The sequence below is a fragment of the Marinobacter sp. V34 genome (genome assembly GCF_055524115.1).
Genome location: NZ_JBUPZY010000004.1, coordinates 388,243 through 402,446 on the forward strand (window position 1 = coordinate 388,243; position 14,204 = coordinate 402,446).

Sequence of the window (14,204 nt, forward strand, 5' to 3'; positions counted from 1 at the left end):
GTTATTCCCCCCTGCGAATGAAGTAGACGAATTCCTGGTCGTCCTCGTCGCTGTACACCAGTTCGTGATTCAGGAACTGGCAGAACCTTGGTATGTCCCGAGTTGTCGATGGGTCCGTGGCGATCACTTTCAACACGCCCCCTATGCTGATATCCACGATTCTATTGTGCAGCAGCATGACCGGTTCCGGGCAAAACAGTCCCCGGGCGTCCAGCTCTGCATCGTGTTCCGGTTGCTCCAATGTTTTTCCTCCTGCGATTCAACCTGAATTTTGGAAAATACGTGCTAAATTATTGTTTATAGATGTCAAAAAACAAAACGAGGTAAACAATGATCCGGGTGCTGATTGAACGTCATATTGCTGAAACACTCGAATCCGCCTACGAGGACAGATCTCGCAAGGTCCTTCAGAACGCCGTAAGCGCCCCCGGCTTCGTTTCCGGTGAAACGCTGGTTGATACCCACGACTCCAACCATCGTCTTACCCTCTCCAACTGGCGATCCGAAGCCGACTGGCAGCGCTGGTTCCTCTCCGAGGAACGCAGGGAACTGATGGCGGAGTTGATTCCAATGATGGACCGGGACGAGATTATCACCGTGTGGCAGCATAGCTAAAGCACGCGATTCAAAGGCGCTCAGTCCCGGCGCTCTATGAAACAGGTGATCTCCTCACGATCGTGGTAGAGGTGACGAGCCCTCAGTTGGAAATTCATCTCCGTCCGGGCAAACCCCTGCTCCAGGATATCCCGGCACGCCATCCACTCGTCATACCGTTTTTTCATCGGCAGTTTCAGATTAAAAACGGTGTAGCGGCAGAGCTTGGCGGACAGCCAATGCACGACCATCTCCGATGTTCGACGTGGGTGGTCGACGATATCGCACACCATCCAGTCCACACCACGCCGGGGCCGCCATTGATAGCCATCCGCCTCGACGTGTTCCACATGACCAGACGCCATCAGCTCGTCATTCATCGGGCCATTGTCGACGGCAGTCACCATCATGCCCTGCCGGACCAGTTGCCACGTCCATCCGCCCGGCGCTGCCCCCAGGTCCACGGCCTGCTTGCCGCCGCCCAAGTAATCCAACTCCTCACCTGGGGGCAGGAACACTTTCCAGGCTTCTTCCAGCTTCAGCGCTGACCGGCTGGGCGCGGATGCAGGTAGCCGAAGTCTGGGAATGCCACTGACGTAGCGCGCACGATTACTGGCCAGACTGAACCCGACAATGGCGCGCTCAAACCCCGTCAATAACACTTCAAGCCGCGCCGGCGACTCAGCTTTCGAATCCTGCTCCAGTACCCCGGCGCCCCTGAGTGCTTTCGACAGCGGGGAGACCCACTTGCGAGCGAAGTTGCCAAGGTCTGCGTCAGCGTTGTTTTCGGGAAGGCGAATTTCAATACGGGCAGAAACAGGAATCGCCCCATCAACGGATCGCAATGCGCCAATGACAGCACCGACCCGATCAGACGTGGGCAGGGCTACGTCCGCTAAAACCACAAACCAGTCCCTGACAAACACCAACTGATCGATGGACAACCGCTGGAGCAACATCTCCACCTGCCCGGGCCCCGGGCAGTGAAAGGTCAGAAATCCCTGGTTTACAGAGGGCTCGAAGTAACCATAGACCCCGCCGCTGGCAGCCGAGTCGGTCAATTCCCGACCCGCTTCCGTCTCGAATCCGGGACGACAAATTGCAATCAGTTGTTCCATCAGGCACCTGGACCGGGCTTCTCGTCAGAAACCCCTAAATTTGAATCTGTTTAACATATACACAGCCCGCAATTGTCTACACTATTGGGCTTTCCGCTGGCAGGAATACCTTAATGCCGCTGTACCTGCGCTATTTGCTCCCACTGATCGGGCTATTACTGGTCACCGAACTGTCACTGGCAGTTCTTCCGGGAACGACACCTCATTGTCCGGCGCTGAACGCCAACAATCCGGTGCAGCGGGAAGCGCTGATGGCCCATGTCTGCTTCCTGAGCGCAACGCCCGGCACGCCCGCACATCAGGCCGAATCCCCTCGTGAATTGCCGGCGGATACTCAGTGGACATCCGCCAAGGGGCACGATCTGGTATTCAGTCATACCGATTCGGTTTACTGGGTTCGCCTCAACGTACGGAACTCCGGCGGTACCCAGAAGCTCTGGTACCTGAAGCTCAATTACCCATTGCTGGACGAAGTGACGTTCTGGCGTTCCGGCGAACTCGCCGAACCCGCCATGACCACGGGGGACCAGCACCCCTTTCTATCGCGGGGCATAGATTACCGGTATTTCCTGCTCCCCGTCACGCTCGGTGCCGGGGAAACCCAAACCATCACCTTAAGGATCCAGAGCAGCGGGGCGCTGAATGTGCCGCTGTCACTGGAAACGCCGGAAACCACGATCGCTGAAAGCAATCATCTCACCCTCATACACGGCGTCTTCTATGGAGCCTTACTGGTTTTCGCGGTCTTCAACCTGCTGCTCTTTATCAGTTCTGGCACTGGCTACTACTTCTACAACGCCTTTTACATGGCATCCTTGGGATTGTTCCTGTTCGCCATGGGTGGTTTCGCCAACCAGTATTTCTGGCCCGACAGTACCGGTTTCGCCAATACGTCGATTCCCATGCTGATGTCGATCGGCTCGCTGGCGATGACCCTGTTCGGGCGCTCATTCCTTGAAATCCCGACCAAAACGATTGCAGACAAGGTACTGACGGGGCTGGCCCTGGCCAGCGTAAGCCTGTTCATCATGGCGTTCCTGTTGCCCTACAACAAATCCATAGTACTGAATACCGGGATTGCACTGGTGATCATCGCCTGCCTGTTCATCATGGGCATCATCCGCTGGCGCCAGGGCTACTCTCCAGCCAAGTGGTACGTGATGGCATGGTCAGGCATGCTCGCAGGCGCCCTGATCTATTCAATGGCGGCCTTTGGCTACCTGGCCGATTTTCTGGCCCGGGAGATCTTTATGCAGGCTGCAGTCGGAGCGCAGGTCATCCTGCTCAATTACGCTATGGTGCAACGCTGGCGACTGTTGAATGAGAAGTTGCTAGACGTAGAGCAAAACGCCCGGACCGAGCTTGAGCTGAAGGTGCATGAACGCACAGCGCAGCTTCGCAGCACCATGAGGGAGCTGGAAAAGGCAAACCGGCAGCTGGCAACCCTTAGCCTCAATGATGCCCTGACCGGGCTCTATAATCGCCGCCATATGGACAACCTGCTACCGGAACTGTGTGCCGAAGCCCGACGTACTGGCCACCCCTTGACCATTGCCTTGCTGGACGCGGACCACTTCAAGGCTGTTAACGACTCCTGGGGACACGAGTTTGGAGATCGCTGCCTGCAACGCATTGCCGACATTCTCAGGCACCATGTCAAACGACCACGTGATGTCGCGATCCGATTTGGTGGCGAGGAGTTTGCCATCCTGTTACCCGGCACTGACGCAGAAGGCGCCCTGGGCGTCTGTATAGGCATTCTTGAGGATATCGCCGCGATACGCGTGCCCGCGGATGACGGTACACCGGTCAGGCTGACCATGAGTGCCGGTACCGCAACCTTATCTCAGGGGGAGGATGAGCGTGATCTGTTCCGGCGTGCCGATGAGGCACTCTATCGCGCCAAAGCGTCGGGTCGAAACCGGACTGAGCAAGCAATACCCGAGGCTTCCTGACTCATTCCCACCCGGTCATAAACCTCGCAGCAGTTGTCGCCGCCTGGTGGATCAGGTCTTCCCGGCTCTCACTCTGCCGCACCAAAGGCCGATAGTCGTGGTCTCCGCCTTCCAGCCAGGCCAGGTTCACGTTTTTCAGCACATCCAGGTTGAGCGCTTCAACCTCGGCCTGCCTGCCGAAAGGATCCCTCGTCCCCTGAATAATCTGTATCGGCCGGCGCAGCGACGGGAAATGATCCGTCCGCCACCGATCATTTTTTCCCGGAGGGTGAAAGGGATAGCCAAAACACACGGCACCACGGACCGTGTCATCAATACCGGGTTCCGCCGCCAGAATGCTGGCCATTCGCCCGCCCATGGACTTGCCGCCGACAAAAACCCCGGCCTGACCGTCAGCGCCGGCGCAGGTTTCTGCAATTACGGCGCGAAAATGCTCAAGCAGTGCTGGCTGGCGGTCCGGTGGCCGCTTTTTGCCATCCTCCCGTCGCTTCTCCATATACGGGAACTCAAACCTGACGGTTGTCACGCCCTGCGCTGACAGCGCTGCTGCCAGGAGCTCCATGAATGGCGAATCGGCGGGTGCACCTGCGCCATGGGCAAGGACAAGCACCGGCGCGGCCACACTACCTTGCGCCCTGGTTTTGAACACGGTTACAGAATTCACCAAACCTCCGAATTATGACTATCATTAGTGTTCCGGGAAGCAATGCATCAACCGAAGATCAAAAACCGCTTTTGGAGCATTCGTGATTACCCTTGTAGATTCGCCATGTTACTGATTTAGACACAGTTGACAGAGTTTCAGAGTTGATCTACGTCATTGCAAACAGCTAATCGTTTCTCCATACTTGCGCCCGCATATTTTCCCCACTCTAAACCCATTGGTAAGGCTATGAGCACAGTAAATGCTAACCTGACATACAACTACAAGGTGGTGAGACAGTTTGCCATCATGACGTTGGTCTGGGGCATTGTTGGCATGGGCATGGGTGTGCTGATCGCATCCCAGCTTGTTTGGCCCTCGATGAACCTCGACTTCTCCTGGACTCACTTCGGTCGATTACGACCACTCCACACAAACCTCGTCATCTTCGGGTTTGGTGGTTCGGCACTGTTTGCCACCTCCTATTACGTTGTTCAGCGTACCTGTCAGGCGCGACTGATTTCCGATGGACTCGCGGCGTTCACCTTCTGGGGCTGGCAAGCCGTGATGGTCTCCGCGATCATCACCCTGCCAATGGGTCTCACGTCGTCCAAGGAATACGCGGAACTCGAGTGGCCAATTGATATCCTCATCGCCATTGTCTGGGTGTCCTACGCATTGGTCTTCTTTGGCACCATCATGCGTCGTGCCACGGCCCACATCTATGTGGCCAACTGGTTCTATGGCGGTTTCATTCTGACCGTGGCCATCCTGCACATTGGTAACAACCTGGCCTTGCCCGCGGGCGCCTTCAAATCCTACTCGGCCTACGCAGGCGTGACCGACGCAATGATGCAGTGGTGGTGGGGCCATAACGCGGTCGGTTTCTTCCTGACCGCGGGCTTCCTCGGGATGATGTATTACTTTGTTCCCAAACAGGCCAATCGCCCGATCTATTCCTATCGTCTCTCCATCGTCCATTTCTGGGCGCTGATCGCCACCTACGTATGGGCGGGCGGCCACCACCTGCACTATTCGGCGTTGCCGGACTGGGCCCAAACCGCGGGAATGGTGATGTCTCTGATCCTGCTTGCGCCTTCCTGGGGTGGCATGATCAACGGCATGATGACGCTGTCGGGTGCCTGGCACAAACTGCGCACGGACCCGATTCTCCGCTTCCTCGTGGTCTCCCTGTCATTCTATGGCATGTCCACGTTCGAAGGGCCGATGATGGCCATCAAGACCGTTAACGCGCTGTCGCACAACACCGACTGGACCATTGGCCACGTGCACTCCGGTGCCCTGGGTTGGGTTGCCATGATCAGTATCGGTGCCATCTATCACCTGATTCCCAAACTGTGGGGTCTGCAGGCCATGTACAGCGTCAGCCTGATCAACGTGCACTTCTGGCTAGCTACCGTGGGCACTGTGCTCTACATCGTTGCCATGTGGGTAAACGGTATTATGCAGGGGCTGATGTGGCGGGCCGTCAACGAAGACGGAACCCTGACCTACAGTTTTGTCGAAGCCCTTGAAGCGTCCGAATCAGGCTATTTCGTGCGGTTCCTTGGCGGTGTCATTTTCCTGACCGGTATGCTGGTAATGGCATACAACGTTTACATGACCGTGCGTCAGAAAGAAGCCGTTGCTCAGGACAATACAGCAGCGCAAGCGGCGTAACGGGAGACAGAGTCAATGAAACACGAAATTGTTGAAAAGAACCTGGGGCTGATGATCGTGCTGATCATCTTCACCATTAGTGGTGGTTTTCTCGCAGAGGTGGTTCCACTGTTCTTCCTGGACGAGACCAACGAGCCGATTGAAGGCCTTGAGCCCCTGTCGGCACTGGAACTGGAAGGCCGGGACATCTATATCCGTGAAGGCTGCCACGTCTGCCACACCCAGCAGATCCGTCCGTTCCGCGCGGAAACCGAGCGCTACGGCCACTACTCCGTTGCGGGCGAGTTTGTCTACGACCGTCCGTTCCTGTGGGGCTCCAAGCGTACCGGTCCTGACCTGGCCCGTGTCGGTGGTCGCTACTCCGATGCCTGGCAGCGCCAGCACCTGTACGATCCCCGCAGCGTTGTGCCTGAATCCAACATGCCCGCTTTCCCGTGGCTGTTCGAGGATCGCATCGATCACACCAGCACCGAGTCCAAGCTGGAAACGCTCCAGACCCTGGGCGTGCCCTATACCGACGAGCAGGTTGCCGGTGCGAAGGACGAAGTCAGGGGCAAATTCGAAATCGAAGCTCTGGTGGCGTACCTGCAACAGCTTGGTACCGTGATTTCAGATAAACGGTGATCCCCATGGATATTAACGAGTTACGCGGCATTCACTCACTGGTCATTATGGCCATGTTCCTTGGCATTATCTGGTGGGCCTACAGCGCCCACCGGAAGAAGCCCAACGACGAGGCGGCCCATCTGCCCTTCGAGGATGACGAGGTGGAAAAGCGTACTCTTGAACAGGAACAGACGGAGAAAAAGCAATGAGTACCTTCTGGAGCATCTGGATCAGCGTGATCGTGCTCGGTACCGTGTTTGGCTGTTGGTGGCTGCTCTATGCCACCCGCAAAGGCCAGACCACCGATACTGAAACCGACAAAACCGTTGGTCATTCGTTCGATGGCATTGAGGAGTACGACAACCCGCTGCCCAAGTGGTGGTACTACCTCTTTATCGCGACCTGTGTTTTCGCGCTGGGCTATCTCGCACTGTACCCGGGCCTGGGTAACTACAAAGGGCTACTGGGATGGACTGCTGAGAACCAGTGGCAGGCCGAGATGCAGCAGGCCGATGCCCGTTACGGCGAGCTCTACGCCAAGTTTGGTGACACCCCGGTGGCCGACCTGGCTGAGAACGACGACGCCATGAAAATGGGGCAGCGGCTGTTCGCCAATAACTGTGCCGTCTGCCACGGTTCCGCAGGGCGCGGCTCTCTCGGGTTTCCCAACCTGACGGATGACGACTGGCTGTATGGCGGCGACCCGGACACCATCCTGACCACCCTACACCAGGGGCGTAACGGCAACATGCCCGCCAAGGGCACCATGCCGGGCATGACCTCTGAACAGGTTGATCAGGTAGTGAACTACGTGCTCAATTTCAGTGACCGGGCAAAAGACGAAGAAGCCGCTGCCCAGGGCGAGCAGGTATTTGCACAGGCCTGTGTGGCCTGCCACGGTCAGGACGGCAAGGGCAACCAGGCCATGGGCGCTCCGAACCTCACCGATAATACCTGGCTGTACGGCTCTACCTACGAATGGATCAAGGAAACCGTGATGAACGGTCGTGCGAACCAGATGCCCGCACAGGGTGACCGGCTCTCCGACGACCAGATCCAGATCCTGGCTGCGTACGTCTACAGCCTGTCCAACTGAGTACCCGGCCGGGACCCTGTCCCGGCCTGGTCTGCTCAACCCTTGGCCTGCCACCTGCGGGCCAAGGCTTGAGAAGATCGCCTGCCCCACAGTCCATTGTGATTTAGGGCGCCACATCATCGGGAGGTAACGATGAGCAGTGAGATTCCGGTCAAACAGGTTGACCCATCCTCTGACACCTCCGACAACAATAAAAACACCGGAACTGTCGAGCTATACGCCAGCCGCAAAAAGATTTACGTCAAAGGGGTCACGAAAGGCTTCTTTCAGCGTATCCGAAATGTCAGCCTGACCGCTCTGATGGGCATGTACTTCCTGTTCGTCTGGTTCACCGTGGATGGTCAGCCGCTGATTCATTTTGACCTCCCGGCCCGGGAATTCCATCTCTACGGAACCACGTTCTATCCTCAGGATTTCATCCTGCTGTCGGGTATGCTGATCATCGCCGCTTTCGGCCTGTTTTTTATCACCACGCTGTTTGGTCGGGTGTGGTGTGGCTATACATGCCCCCAGACCGTGTGGACGTTTATCTTCATGTGGGTGGAAGAGCGTATAGAGGGCAGCCGCAATAAGCGCATGAAACTGGACAAGGCGCCCCGTTCCGCCGAGAAAATCGCCAAGAAATCCGCAAAGCATTCCGCATGGCTGTTGATCGCGCTGGCCACTGGCCTGACCTTTGTCGGGTACTTCTATCCCATCCGTGAACTCATTACCGACCTGTTTACCCTGCAGGCCAATGGCTGGGCCTATTTCTGGGTAGCCTTCTTTACCGCAGCAACCTACCTGAACGCGGGTTGGCTGAGGGAGCAGGTATGCCTGTACATGTGCCCCTACGCCCGCTTCCAGGCCGTCATGTTCGACCCCGATACCCGTGTAGTGTCCTACGACCCCAACCGGGGAGAACCCCGCGGTGGACGCAAGAAAGGCATAGAGCCCTCGGATCTGGGCCTCGGAGACTGCATCGACTGCGGCCAGTGCGTTCAGGTATGCCCTACCGGCATCGACATTCGTGACGGGCTGCAGTACGAGTGCATTGGCTGCGCGCTGTGCATTGATGCCTGTGACGAGATCATGGACAAAATGGAGTATCCGCGCGGCCTGATTCGCTATACCACTGAAAACGAACTGGAAGGCAAAACCTCGAAGCTGATGAGGCCTCGTACCTTTGGTTACGGGCTGGCTCTACTCCTGATGGTTGGAGCGATTATATTCACAATTGCGACCCGGGTTCCTGCGCAACTTGATGTCCTGAGGGATCGCGGTGCCCTATTCAGCTTTAACGGTGAAGGCCGGGTAGAGAATACCTACACCCTCAAAGTCGCAAACATGTCGGAAATGCCGCAGACCTTTACGATCTCGGTTTCAGGCATGGAAGGCATCCGGCTGCTGACCGAGAGCACCCTGACGGTGGCCAGCAGTGAAAACCGGGCGCTGCCGACTGTGGTGGATGTCTCACCTGAGAACATCTCGGAAAGCAACAATGCCATTGTCTTCACGCTTAAATCACAATCTGACAAATCGCTCGTTCTTGAAACCGAAAGCCGGTTTGTCGGTCCAAATCGCTGAGTCCCTGACACCCACCAGAGGGACCAGCCTTGAGAGACAGCATTATGAATGAAAACGCACCCGTCATTCCCTGGTACCGGCAACCCTGGCTGTGGTTCCTGCTGATATTCCCAGGCGCCGCTATTATCTGGTGCTCCATTGCCATCACGGTCGCGATAAATACCGACAACTCCATGGTGAGCGATGACTATTCCAAGGAAGGCCGGGGGATCAACATGGCGATTGCCCGCGACCAGAAAGCCGAAGATCTCGGCCTGACGGCGGATATGACGTTTGGCGAACGGGAAATCACCCTCTCCATGGATACTGCCAACGGGCCTGCAGACTTTCCTTATCTGATACTGAGCCTGTATCACCCGACCATGTCGGAGTACGACCGCACCATACAGTTCCGGACAATCGGAGAGGGGCTTTACAGCGCAACCCTGAATCAGCCGATTCAAGGCCGCTGGTATTTTGACCTGCGTGGCCCAGATAACCAATGGCGACTGAAGGGTGAGTCAAGCCTGCCATCCCAACGTTCCCTGAGCTTCGGTGCGGTCACAGAAGACCGCGGGTGACCCCCTTGGATTGTTATCATTGTGGTGAGCCGGCAATCGGAACACCCCCCATCACCCTGGAGCTCGAAGGGTCATTGCGACACTTCTGCTGCGTTGGGTGCAAGGCGGTCTGTGAGACCATTCGTGCCGAGGGGCTCACCGGGTTCTACCAATTCCGCACCGAGCCGGCGGTCACCCCAAAGGCACTCAGCGATTCCGAACGGAACCGTATCCTCGAAGTCGATCATCCCCTCGTTCAGAAATCGTTTGTGTCCCCCGTTACCGCAGGACAGGAAGCCACATTGCTTGTGAGCGGCATCACCTGCGCTGCTTGCATATGGCTACTGGAAAACCACATGGCCAGGCAACCGGGCGTGGTGTCGTTTTCCGTAAATCACAGCACCCAACGCGCGCGGCTGGTCTGGAACCCGGAACACTCGAAACTCAGCCAGTTACTGATCGCTGTCCACGAATTGGGTTATCGCGCCCGCCCCTATCAGGCCGATGAAGCCGAGAAAGCCCTGAATGCCGAACATCGCTCCGCACTGATCCGTCTTGCCGTCGCAGGTATCGGCTCATTCCAGAGCATGATGCTGGCCTTTCCGCTGTATTTCGAACTGGTGAATGACCTGTCGCCGGAGTTCGTCAGTTTTTTCCGCTGGTTCAGTCTTCTGGTCGCCACCCCCGTTGTTCTCTACAGCGCTCGCCCATTCTTTACCAACGCATTCAGGGATATTCGCAGCCGTCACCTGACCATGGACGTGCCGGTGGCCATCGCGATTGGCCTAGCCTATGCTGCCAGCGCCTGGGTGACGGTGTTTGGCGGTCAGGAAGTCTATTTTGAGTCGGTCTGCATGTTTACCTTTTTCCTGCAGCTTGGCCGCTACATCGAGATGCAGGCCCGTTACAGGGCAGGACTGACGGGCAACGCACTGGCCGGTTTCCAGCCCATGGTCGCCAACCGCATCCATGGGCATAACAGTGAGGTCGTCGCCACCCACGACCTGATTGCCGGCGACGTTATTCGCATCAGGCCCGGCGAGACGTTGCCCGCAGACGGCGTGATCGTCAGCGGGCATTCCACCCTCAACGAAGCGGCGTTGACGGGTGAATATCTACCGGAAACCCGCAGCGAAAATGACCCGGTCCACGCCGGCAGCATTAATGGTGAGAACCCGCTGGAAGTTGAGGTCCGCCGCGCTGGCGCTCAGACCAGGCTGTCGGGCATTCTGCGGGTACTGGACCGGGTGCAGGCTGAGAAACCGCCCGTTGCGCTGGCAGCGGACCGAATTGCCGGCGTGTTTGTCAGCCGCGTGCTGATCCTGGCGCCGCTCATCTGGATTGGCTGGTGGCTGGCCGGTGCCGATAACGCCTTCGACATTACGCTCTCGGTCCTGGTAGTCACCTGTCCCTGTGCCCTGTCACTCGCCACACCGACCGCGATTACCTCTGCGACCATGAGACTTCGAAAACTGGGATTCCTCCCGACACGAGGACATACCCTGGAATCCCTGAACACCATCGACACGGTGATTTTCGATAAAACCGGTACCCTGACCCGAGGTGAGCTCAGCCTGGTGGATACCCAAACCTTCAGCGCCCTGGATGCGGATCGGTGCCGGCAAATGGCTGCCAGCCTGGAAAAACATTCCGAACACCCCATTGCCAGAGTCTTTCACCCGATATCCGGTGGAAGCGTCGCCAGGCAGGTACAGAACCACTTGGGTGGCGGTCTGTCAGGACAGGTAGACGGTGCTCCCCTTTATATCGGCCACCGCGGTTTCGTGGAAGAGAGAGTCGGCAGCCCGGCTCCGGAAACCGACACCTCCACTGGTATGGAAATATGGCTGGCCACGGACGATGACTGGCTGGCCCGGTTCACACTGGACGACGAACCCAGGCCGGATGCAAGAGAAGCCGTCCAGGCCCTGCAAAATGCAGGACTGCGCACCATCCTGCTCAGCGGCGACCGCTCAGGCCACGTTGAGCAGATAGCGGGCAGACTCGGTATTGATGAAGCCATTGGCCAGGCCTCGCCGGAAGAGAAGCTCCGTGTATTGGAGAGCCTCCGTGGCCAGGGCCGTCATATCATGATGGTTGGCGATGGTCTCAATGACCTGCCCTCTATGGCTGGTGCAGGCGTGTCCGTGGCCATGGGAAGCGCTGCCGACCTGACTCAGCTCAAGGCCGATGCCGTACTTTTGAGTGGGCAGTTGACGCAGCTATCCGAAGCCCTGAAAGCCGGCCAGGACACACGCCGCGTTATCCGCCAGAACATGGCCTGGGCTCTGGCCTACAATGTCTGCGCCCTGCCCCTGGCAGCGGCAGGCCTGGTTCCACCCTGGCTGGCGGCCATCGGCATGTCTCTCAGTTCTCTGGTGGTGGTACTCAATGCCATGCGACTTGGCCGGCCACAAGGTAACGCAGCGTCTCAGAACGTGGCGGTTGGCGCCGAAGCAACGTCCTGATACCGTAAACCCATAATCCTCCAACGTCTCCGAGGTAGCTCTGTGCAAATCGTAATGATCCTGGTTCCGGTCATGCTGATCCTGGTGGCATTGGGCATCCTGTTGTTCTCGTGGGCCGTCAAGAACGGCCAGTACGATGACCTCGATGGACCGGCCCACCGCATCCTCTACGACGATGACAAAGACATGATCCCGGACGATGCCAAACAGACCAAGCAGGATGCTAACTCTGCCGAGGAGTCGGGCGACAGCCATAAATCCTGATGGGCGAAGAACTTTATCTGAGTTATTCCAGTGCCTTCCTGATTGGCCTGCTCGGCAGCACCCATTGCCTGAGTATGTGCGGCGGGATCAGCGCATCCCTCTCCATGGCACTGCCCGTTGGCCGGGGCTTCCGTGTTCGCCAGACTGGTATGCTGCTCGCTTTCAATGGTGGGCGGATTGGAAGCTACGCGGCGATTGCCGCCCTGATCGCGCTGCTGAGCACCAGCGCCTCGGCCTATTGGGCGCAACTTGGCCCGATACTTCGAACAATTGCAGGGATTCTGCTGATCCTGATGGGGCTATCCATGGGGCAGTGGTGGCAAGGCATCCGCTACGTGGAGCGCATCGGCGCTCCGATCTGGAAACGGCTGTCACCACTCACCGCTCGAGTGCTCCCGGTGCACCATTTTCACCAGGCGCTTATCCTCGGCGGGCTCTGGGGCTGGTTGCCCTGCGGGCTGGTCTACAGCACCCTTGGCTGGGCTGCACTGCAACCAACCGTGGGCAGCGCCGCCACAACCATGCTGTTCTTCGGACTCGGTACCTTGCCGTCCATGCTGGCCACCGGTTATGCCGCCACCTGGATACGAAAACTGCGGGAACACCAACACTTTCGGAAAATAGCCGGGTTACTGCTGATCGGTTTCGGTATCTGGACCCTTCCGGTCACCGCCCTCCTGCATTCGGGGCACGGATAGAGGCCGCTGGGAATGCCGACCTGAACCGGTCAGATATTGAGCACGTCCAGGCGCCCGAAATCGGGTGTTTGCGGTTCGACAGTCTCGGCACTTTGGCCCGGCACGGAATGGCGGCGACCCTCGCGGAAGTCGTACAGGGCGGTGTCTGCGAGGTGCGACGGTTCAACGTTGCACATCGCCCGGAACATGGTTTCCAGACGCCCCGGGTGCTGCTTGTCCCAGGTCTGGAACATGTCCTTGATCACCTGCCGTTGCAGGTTTTCCTGGGAACCGCACAAATTGCACGGAATGATCGGGAACTCGCGCAAGTGCGCATAGCGGGCAATGTCTTTCTCCCGACTGTAAGCCAACGGTCGAATCACCGTGTTTCGACCGTCGTCACTGTGCAGAACTGGCGGCATGGATTTCAGCTTTCCACCATAGAACATATTCAGGAACAACGTTTCCAGCAAGTCATCCCGATGATGCCCCAAAGCAATCTTGGTAACGCCGTGTTCTTCCGCAAAATTATAGAGAATTCCACGACGTAGGCGGGAACAAAGTCCGCAGGTGGTCTTCCCTTCCGGCACTTTTTCCTTAACAATACTGTAGGTGTCCTTCTCGATGATGTGATACTCAATACCAAGAGCCGAAAGGTACTCAGGCAGCACTTCCTCCGGGAAGCCGGGCTGCTTCTGGTCCAGGTTCACAGCTATCAGCTCAAAGCGCACCGGCGCGCTTTTCTGGAGATTCAGCAGAATATCGAGCATGGCGTAGGAGTCTTTGCCGCCAGACAGGCAGCACATGACTTTGTCACCCGCCTCAATCATCGAGAAATCAGCAATCGCCTGCCCCATTTCCCGGCGCAGGCGTTTCTGCAGCTTGTTCAGTTCCAGTTTCTGCTTGCGCTCCGCTTCAGGAGCCTGGGCGGTTTCGGAGTTGGCGGTTATTGCTTCGGGCATAGGAAAACGTCGTTCATAAGGTCAGTGAGCGTCGGA

At 57.5% G+C, this 14,204-nt stretch carries 15 protein-coding genes; 11 read left to right on the forward strand and 4 right to left on the reverse strand.

What is annotated here, in order from left to right; all coding sequences use genetic code 11:
• Position 1 precedes the first annotated feature (1 nt).
• Positions 2-241 (reverse strand): sulfurtransferase TusA, encoded by a 240-nt coding sequence (tusA, locus tag AC0B60_RS09525; protein ID WP_465085577.1) that lies wholly within the window; start codon positions 239-241, stop codon positions 2-4.
• An 89-nt stretch (positions 242-330) separates the two neighbouring features.
• Between tusA and AC0B60_RS09530 the strand changes: the two genes are divergently transcribed.
• Positions 331-615, forward strand: a complete 285-nt coding sequence (locus AC0B60_RS09530; RefSeq protein ID WP_041334237.1) for an antibiotic biosynthesis monooxygenase family protein — start codon at positions 331-333, stop codon at positions 613-615.
• A gap of 20 nt (positions 616-635) precedes the next feature.
• On the opposite strand, the gene rlmM is transcribed toward AC0B60_RS09530, so the two are convergent.
• Positions 636-1,712: a 23S rRNA (cytidine(2498)-2'-O)-methyltransferase RlmM gene (rlmM, locus tag AC0B60_RS09535; RefSeq protein WP_465085578.1), complete on the reverse strand. Its 1,077-nt coding sequence runs from the start codon at positions 1,710-1,712 to the stop codon at positions 636-638.
• Positions 1,713-1,825: 113 nt separating this feature from the next.
• Between rlmM and AC0B60_RS09540 the strand changes: the two genes are divergently transcribed.
• On the forward strand, positions 1,826-3,667 hold the full coding sequence (locus AC0B60_RS09540) for a sensor domain-containing diguanylate cyclase (RefSeq protein WP_465085579.1): 1,842 nt from the start codon (positions 1,826-1,828) through the stop codon (positions 3,665-3,667).
• Between the two features lies 1 nt (position 3,668).
• Here the strand turns inward: AC0B60_RS09540 and AC0B60_RS09545 are convergent, their stop codons facing one another.
• On the reverse strand, positions 3,669-4,331 hold the full coding sequence (locus AC0B60_RS09545) for an alpha/beta family hydrolase (RefSeq protein WP_465085580.1): 663 nt from the start codon (positions 4,329-4,331) through the stop codon (positions 3,669-3,671).
• 228 nt (positions 4,332-4,559) lie between these two features.
• Between AC0B60_RS09545 and ccoN the strand changes: the two genes are divergently transcribed.
• The 9 genes from ccoN (at position 4,560) to AC0B60_RS09590 (ending at position 13,227) form a co-directional block, all read left to right on the forward strand.
• The gene (gene ccoN / locus AC0B60_RS09550; protein WP_465085581.1) at positions 4,560-5,990 is read left to right on the forward strand and encodes a cytochrome-c oxidase, cbb3-type subunit I; all 1,431 of its coding nucleotides are present in this window, start codon (positions 4,560-4,562) and stop codon (positions 5,988-5,990) included.
• 15 nt (positions 5,991-6,005) lie between these two features.
• Positions 6,006-6,614 (forward strand): cytochrome-c oxidase, cbb3-type subunit II, encoded by a 609-nt coding sequence (gene ccoO, locus AC0B60_RS09555; protein WP_465085582.1) that lies wholly within the window; start codon positions 6,006-6,008, stop codon positions 6,612-6,614.
• Between the two features lie 5 nt (positions 6,615-6,619).
• A complete protein-coding gene (locus tag AC0B60_RS09560) occupies positions 6,620-6,805 on the forward strand; it encodes a cbb3-type cytochrome oxidase subunit 3 (RefSeq protein ID WP_465085583.1) in 186 nt (61 codons plus the stop codon).
• A complete protein-coding gene (ccoP, locus tag AC0B60_RS09565; protein ID WP_465085584.1) occupies positions 6,802-7,692 on the forward strand; it encodes a cytochrome-c oxidase, cbb3-type subunit III in 891 nt (296 codons plus the stop codon). Before AC0B60_RS09560 ends, ccoP begins: the two co-directional genes overlap by 4 nt.
• A gap of 132 nt (positions 7,693-7,824) precedes the next feature.
• On the forward strand, positions 7,825-9,258 hold the full coding sequence (gene ccoG / locus AC0B60_RS09570; protein WP_465085585.1) for a cytochrome c oxidase accessory protein CcoG: 1,434 nt from the start codon (positions 7,825-7,827) through the stop codon (positions 9,256-9,258).
• A gap of 44 nt (positions 9,259-9,302) precedes the next feature.
• Entirely contained in the window at positions 9,303-9,818 is a 516-nt protein-coding gene (locus tag AC0B60_RS09575) for a FixH family protein (protein ID WP_465085586.1), read from the forward strand.
• A complete protein-coding gene (locus AC0B60_RS09580; RefSeq protein ID WP_465085587.1) occupies positions 9,815-12,265 on the forward strand; it encodes a heavy metal translocating P-type ATPase in 2,451 nt (816 codons plus the stop codon). The genes AC0B60_RS09575 and AC0B60_RS09580 overlap by 4 nt, the downstream gene beginning before the upstream one ends.
• Before the next feature lie 54 nt (positions 12,266-12,319).
• Entirely contained in the window at positions 12,320-12,529 is a 210-nt protein-coding gene (gene ccoS, locus AC0B60_RS09585) for a cbb3-type cytochrome oxidase assembly protein CcoS (protein ID WP_465085610.1), read from the forward strand.
• The gene (locus tag AC0B60_RS09590; RefSeq protein ID WP_465085588.1) at positions 12,529-13,227 is read left to right on the forward strand and encodes a sulfite exporter TauE/SafE family protein; all 699 of its coding nucleotides are present in this window, start codon (positions 12,529-12,531) and stop codon (positions 13,225-13,227) included. The genes ccoS and AC0B60_RS09590 overlap by 1 nt, the downstream gene beginning before the upstream one ends.
• Positions 13,228-13,256: 29 nt before the next feature.
• Here the strand turns inward: AC0B60_RS09590 and ttcA are convergent, their stop codons facing one another.
• Positions 13,257-14,168 carry a tRNA 2-thiocytidine(32) synthetase TtcA gene (ttcA, locus tag AC0B60_RS09595; RefSeq protein ID WP_465085589.1) on the reverse strand — a complete coding sequence of 304 codons (912 nt, stop codon included), beginning with the start codon at positions 14,166-14,168 and terminating at the stop codon, positions 13,257-13,259.
• Positions 14,169-14,204: the final 36 nt, after the last annotated feature.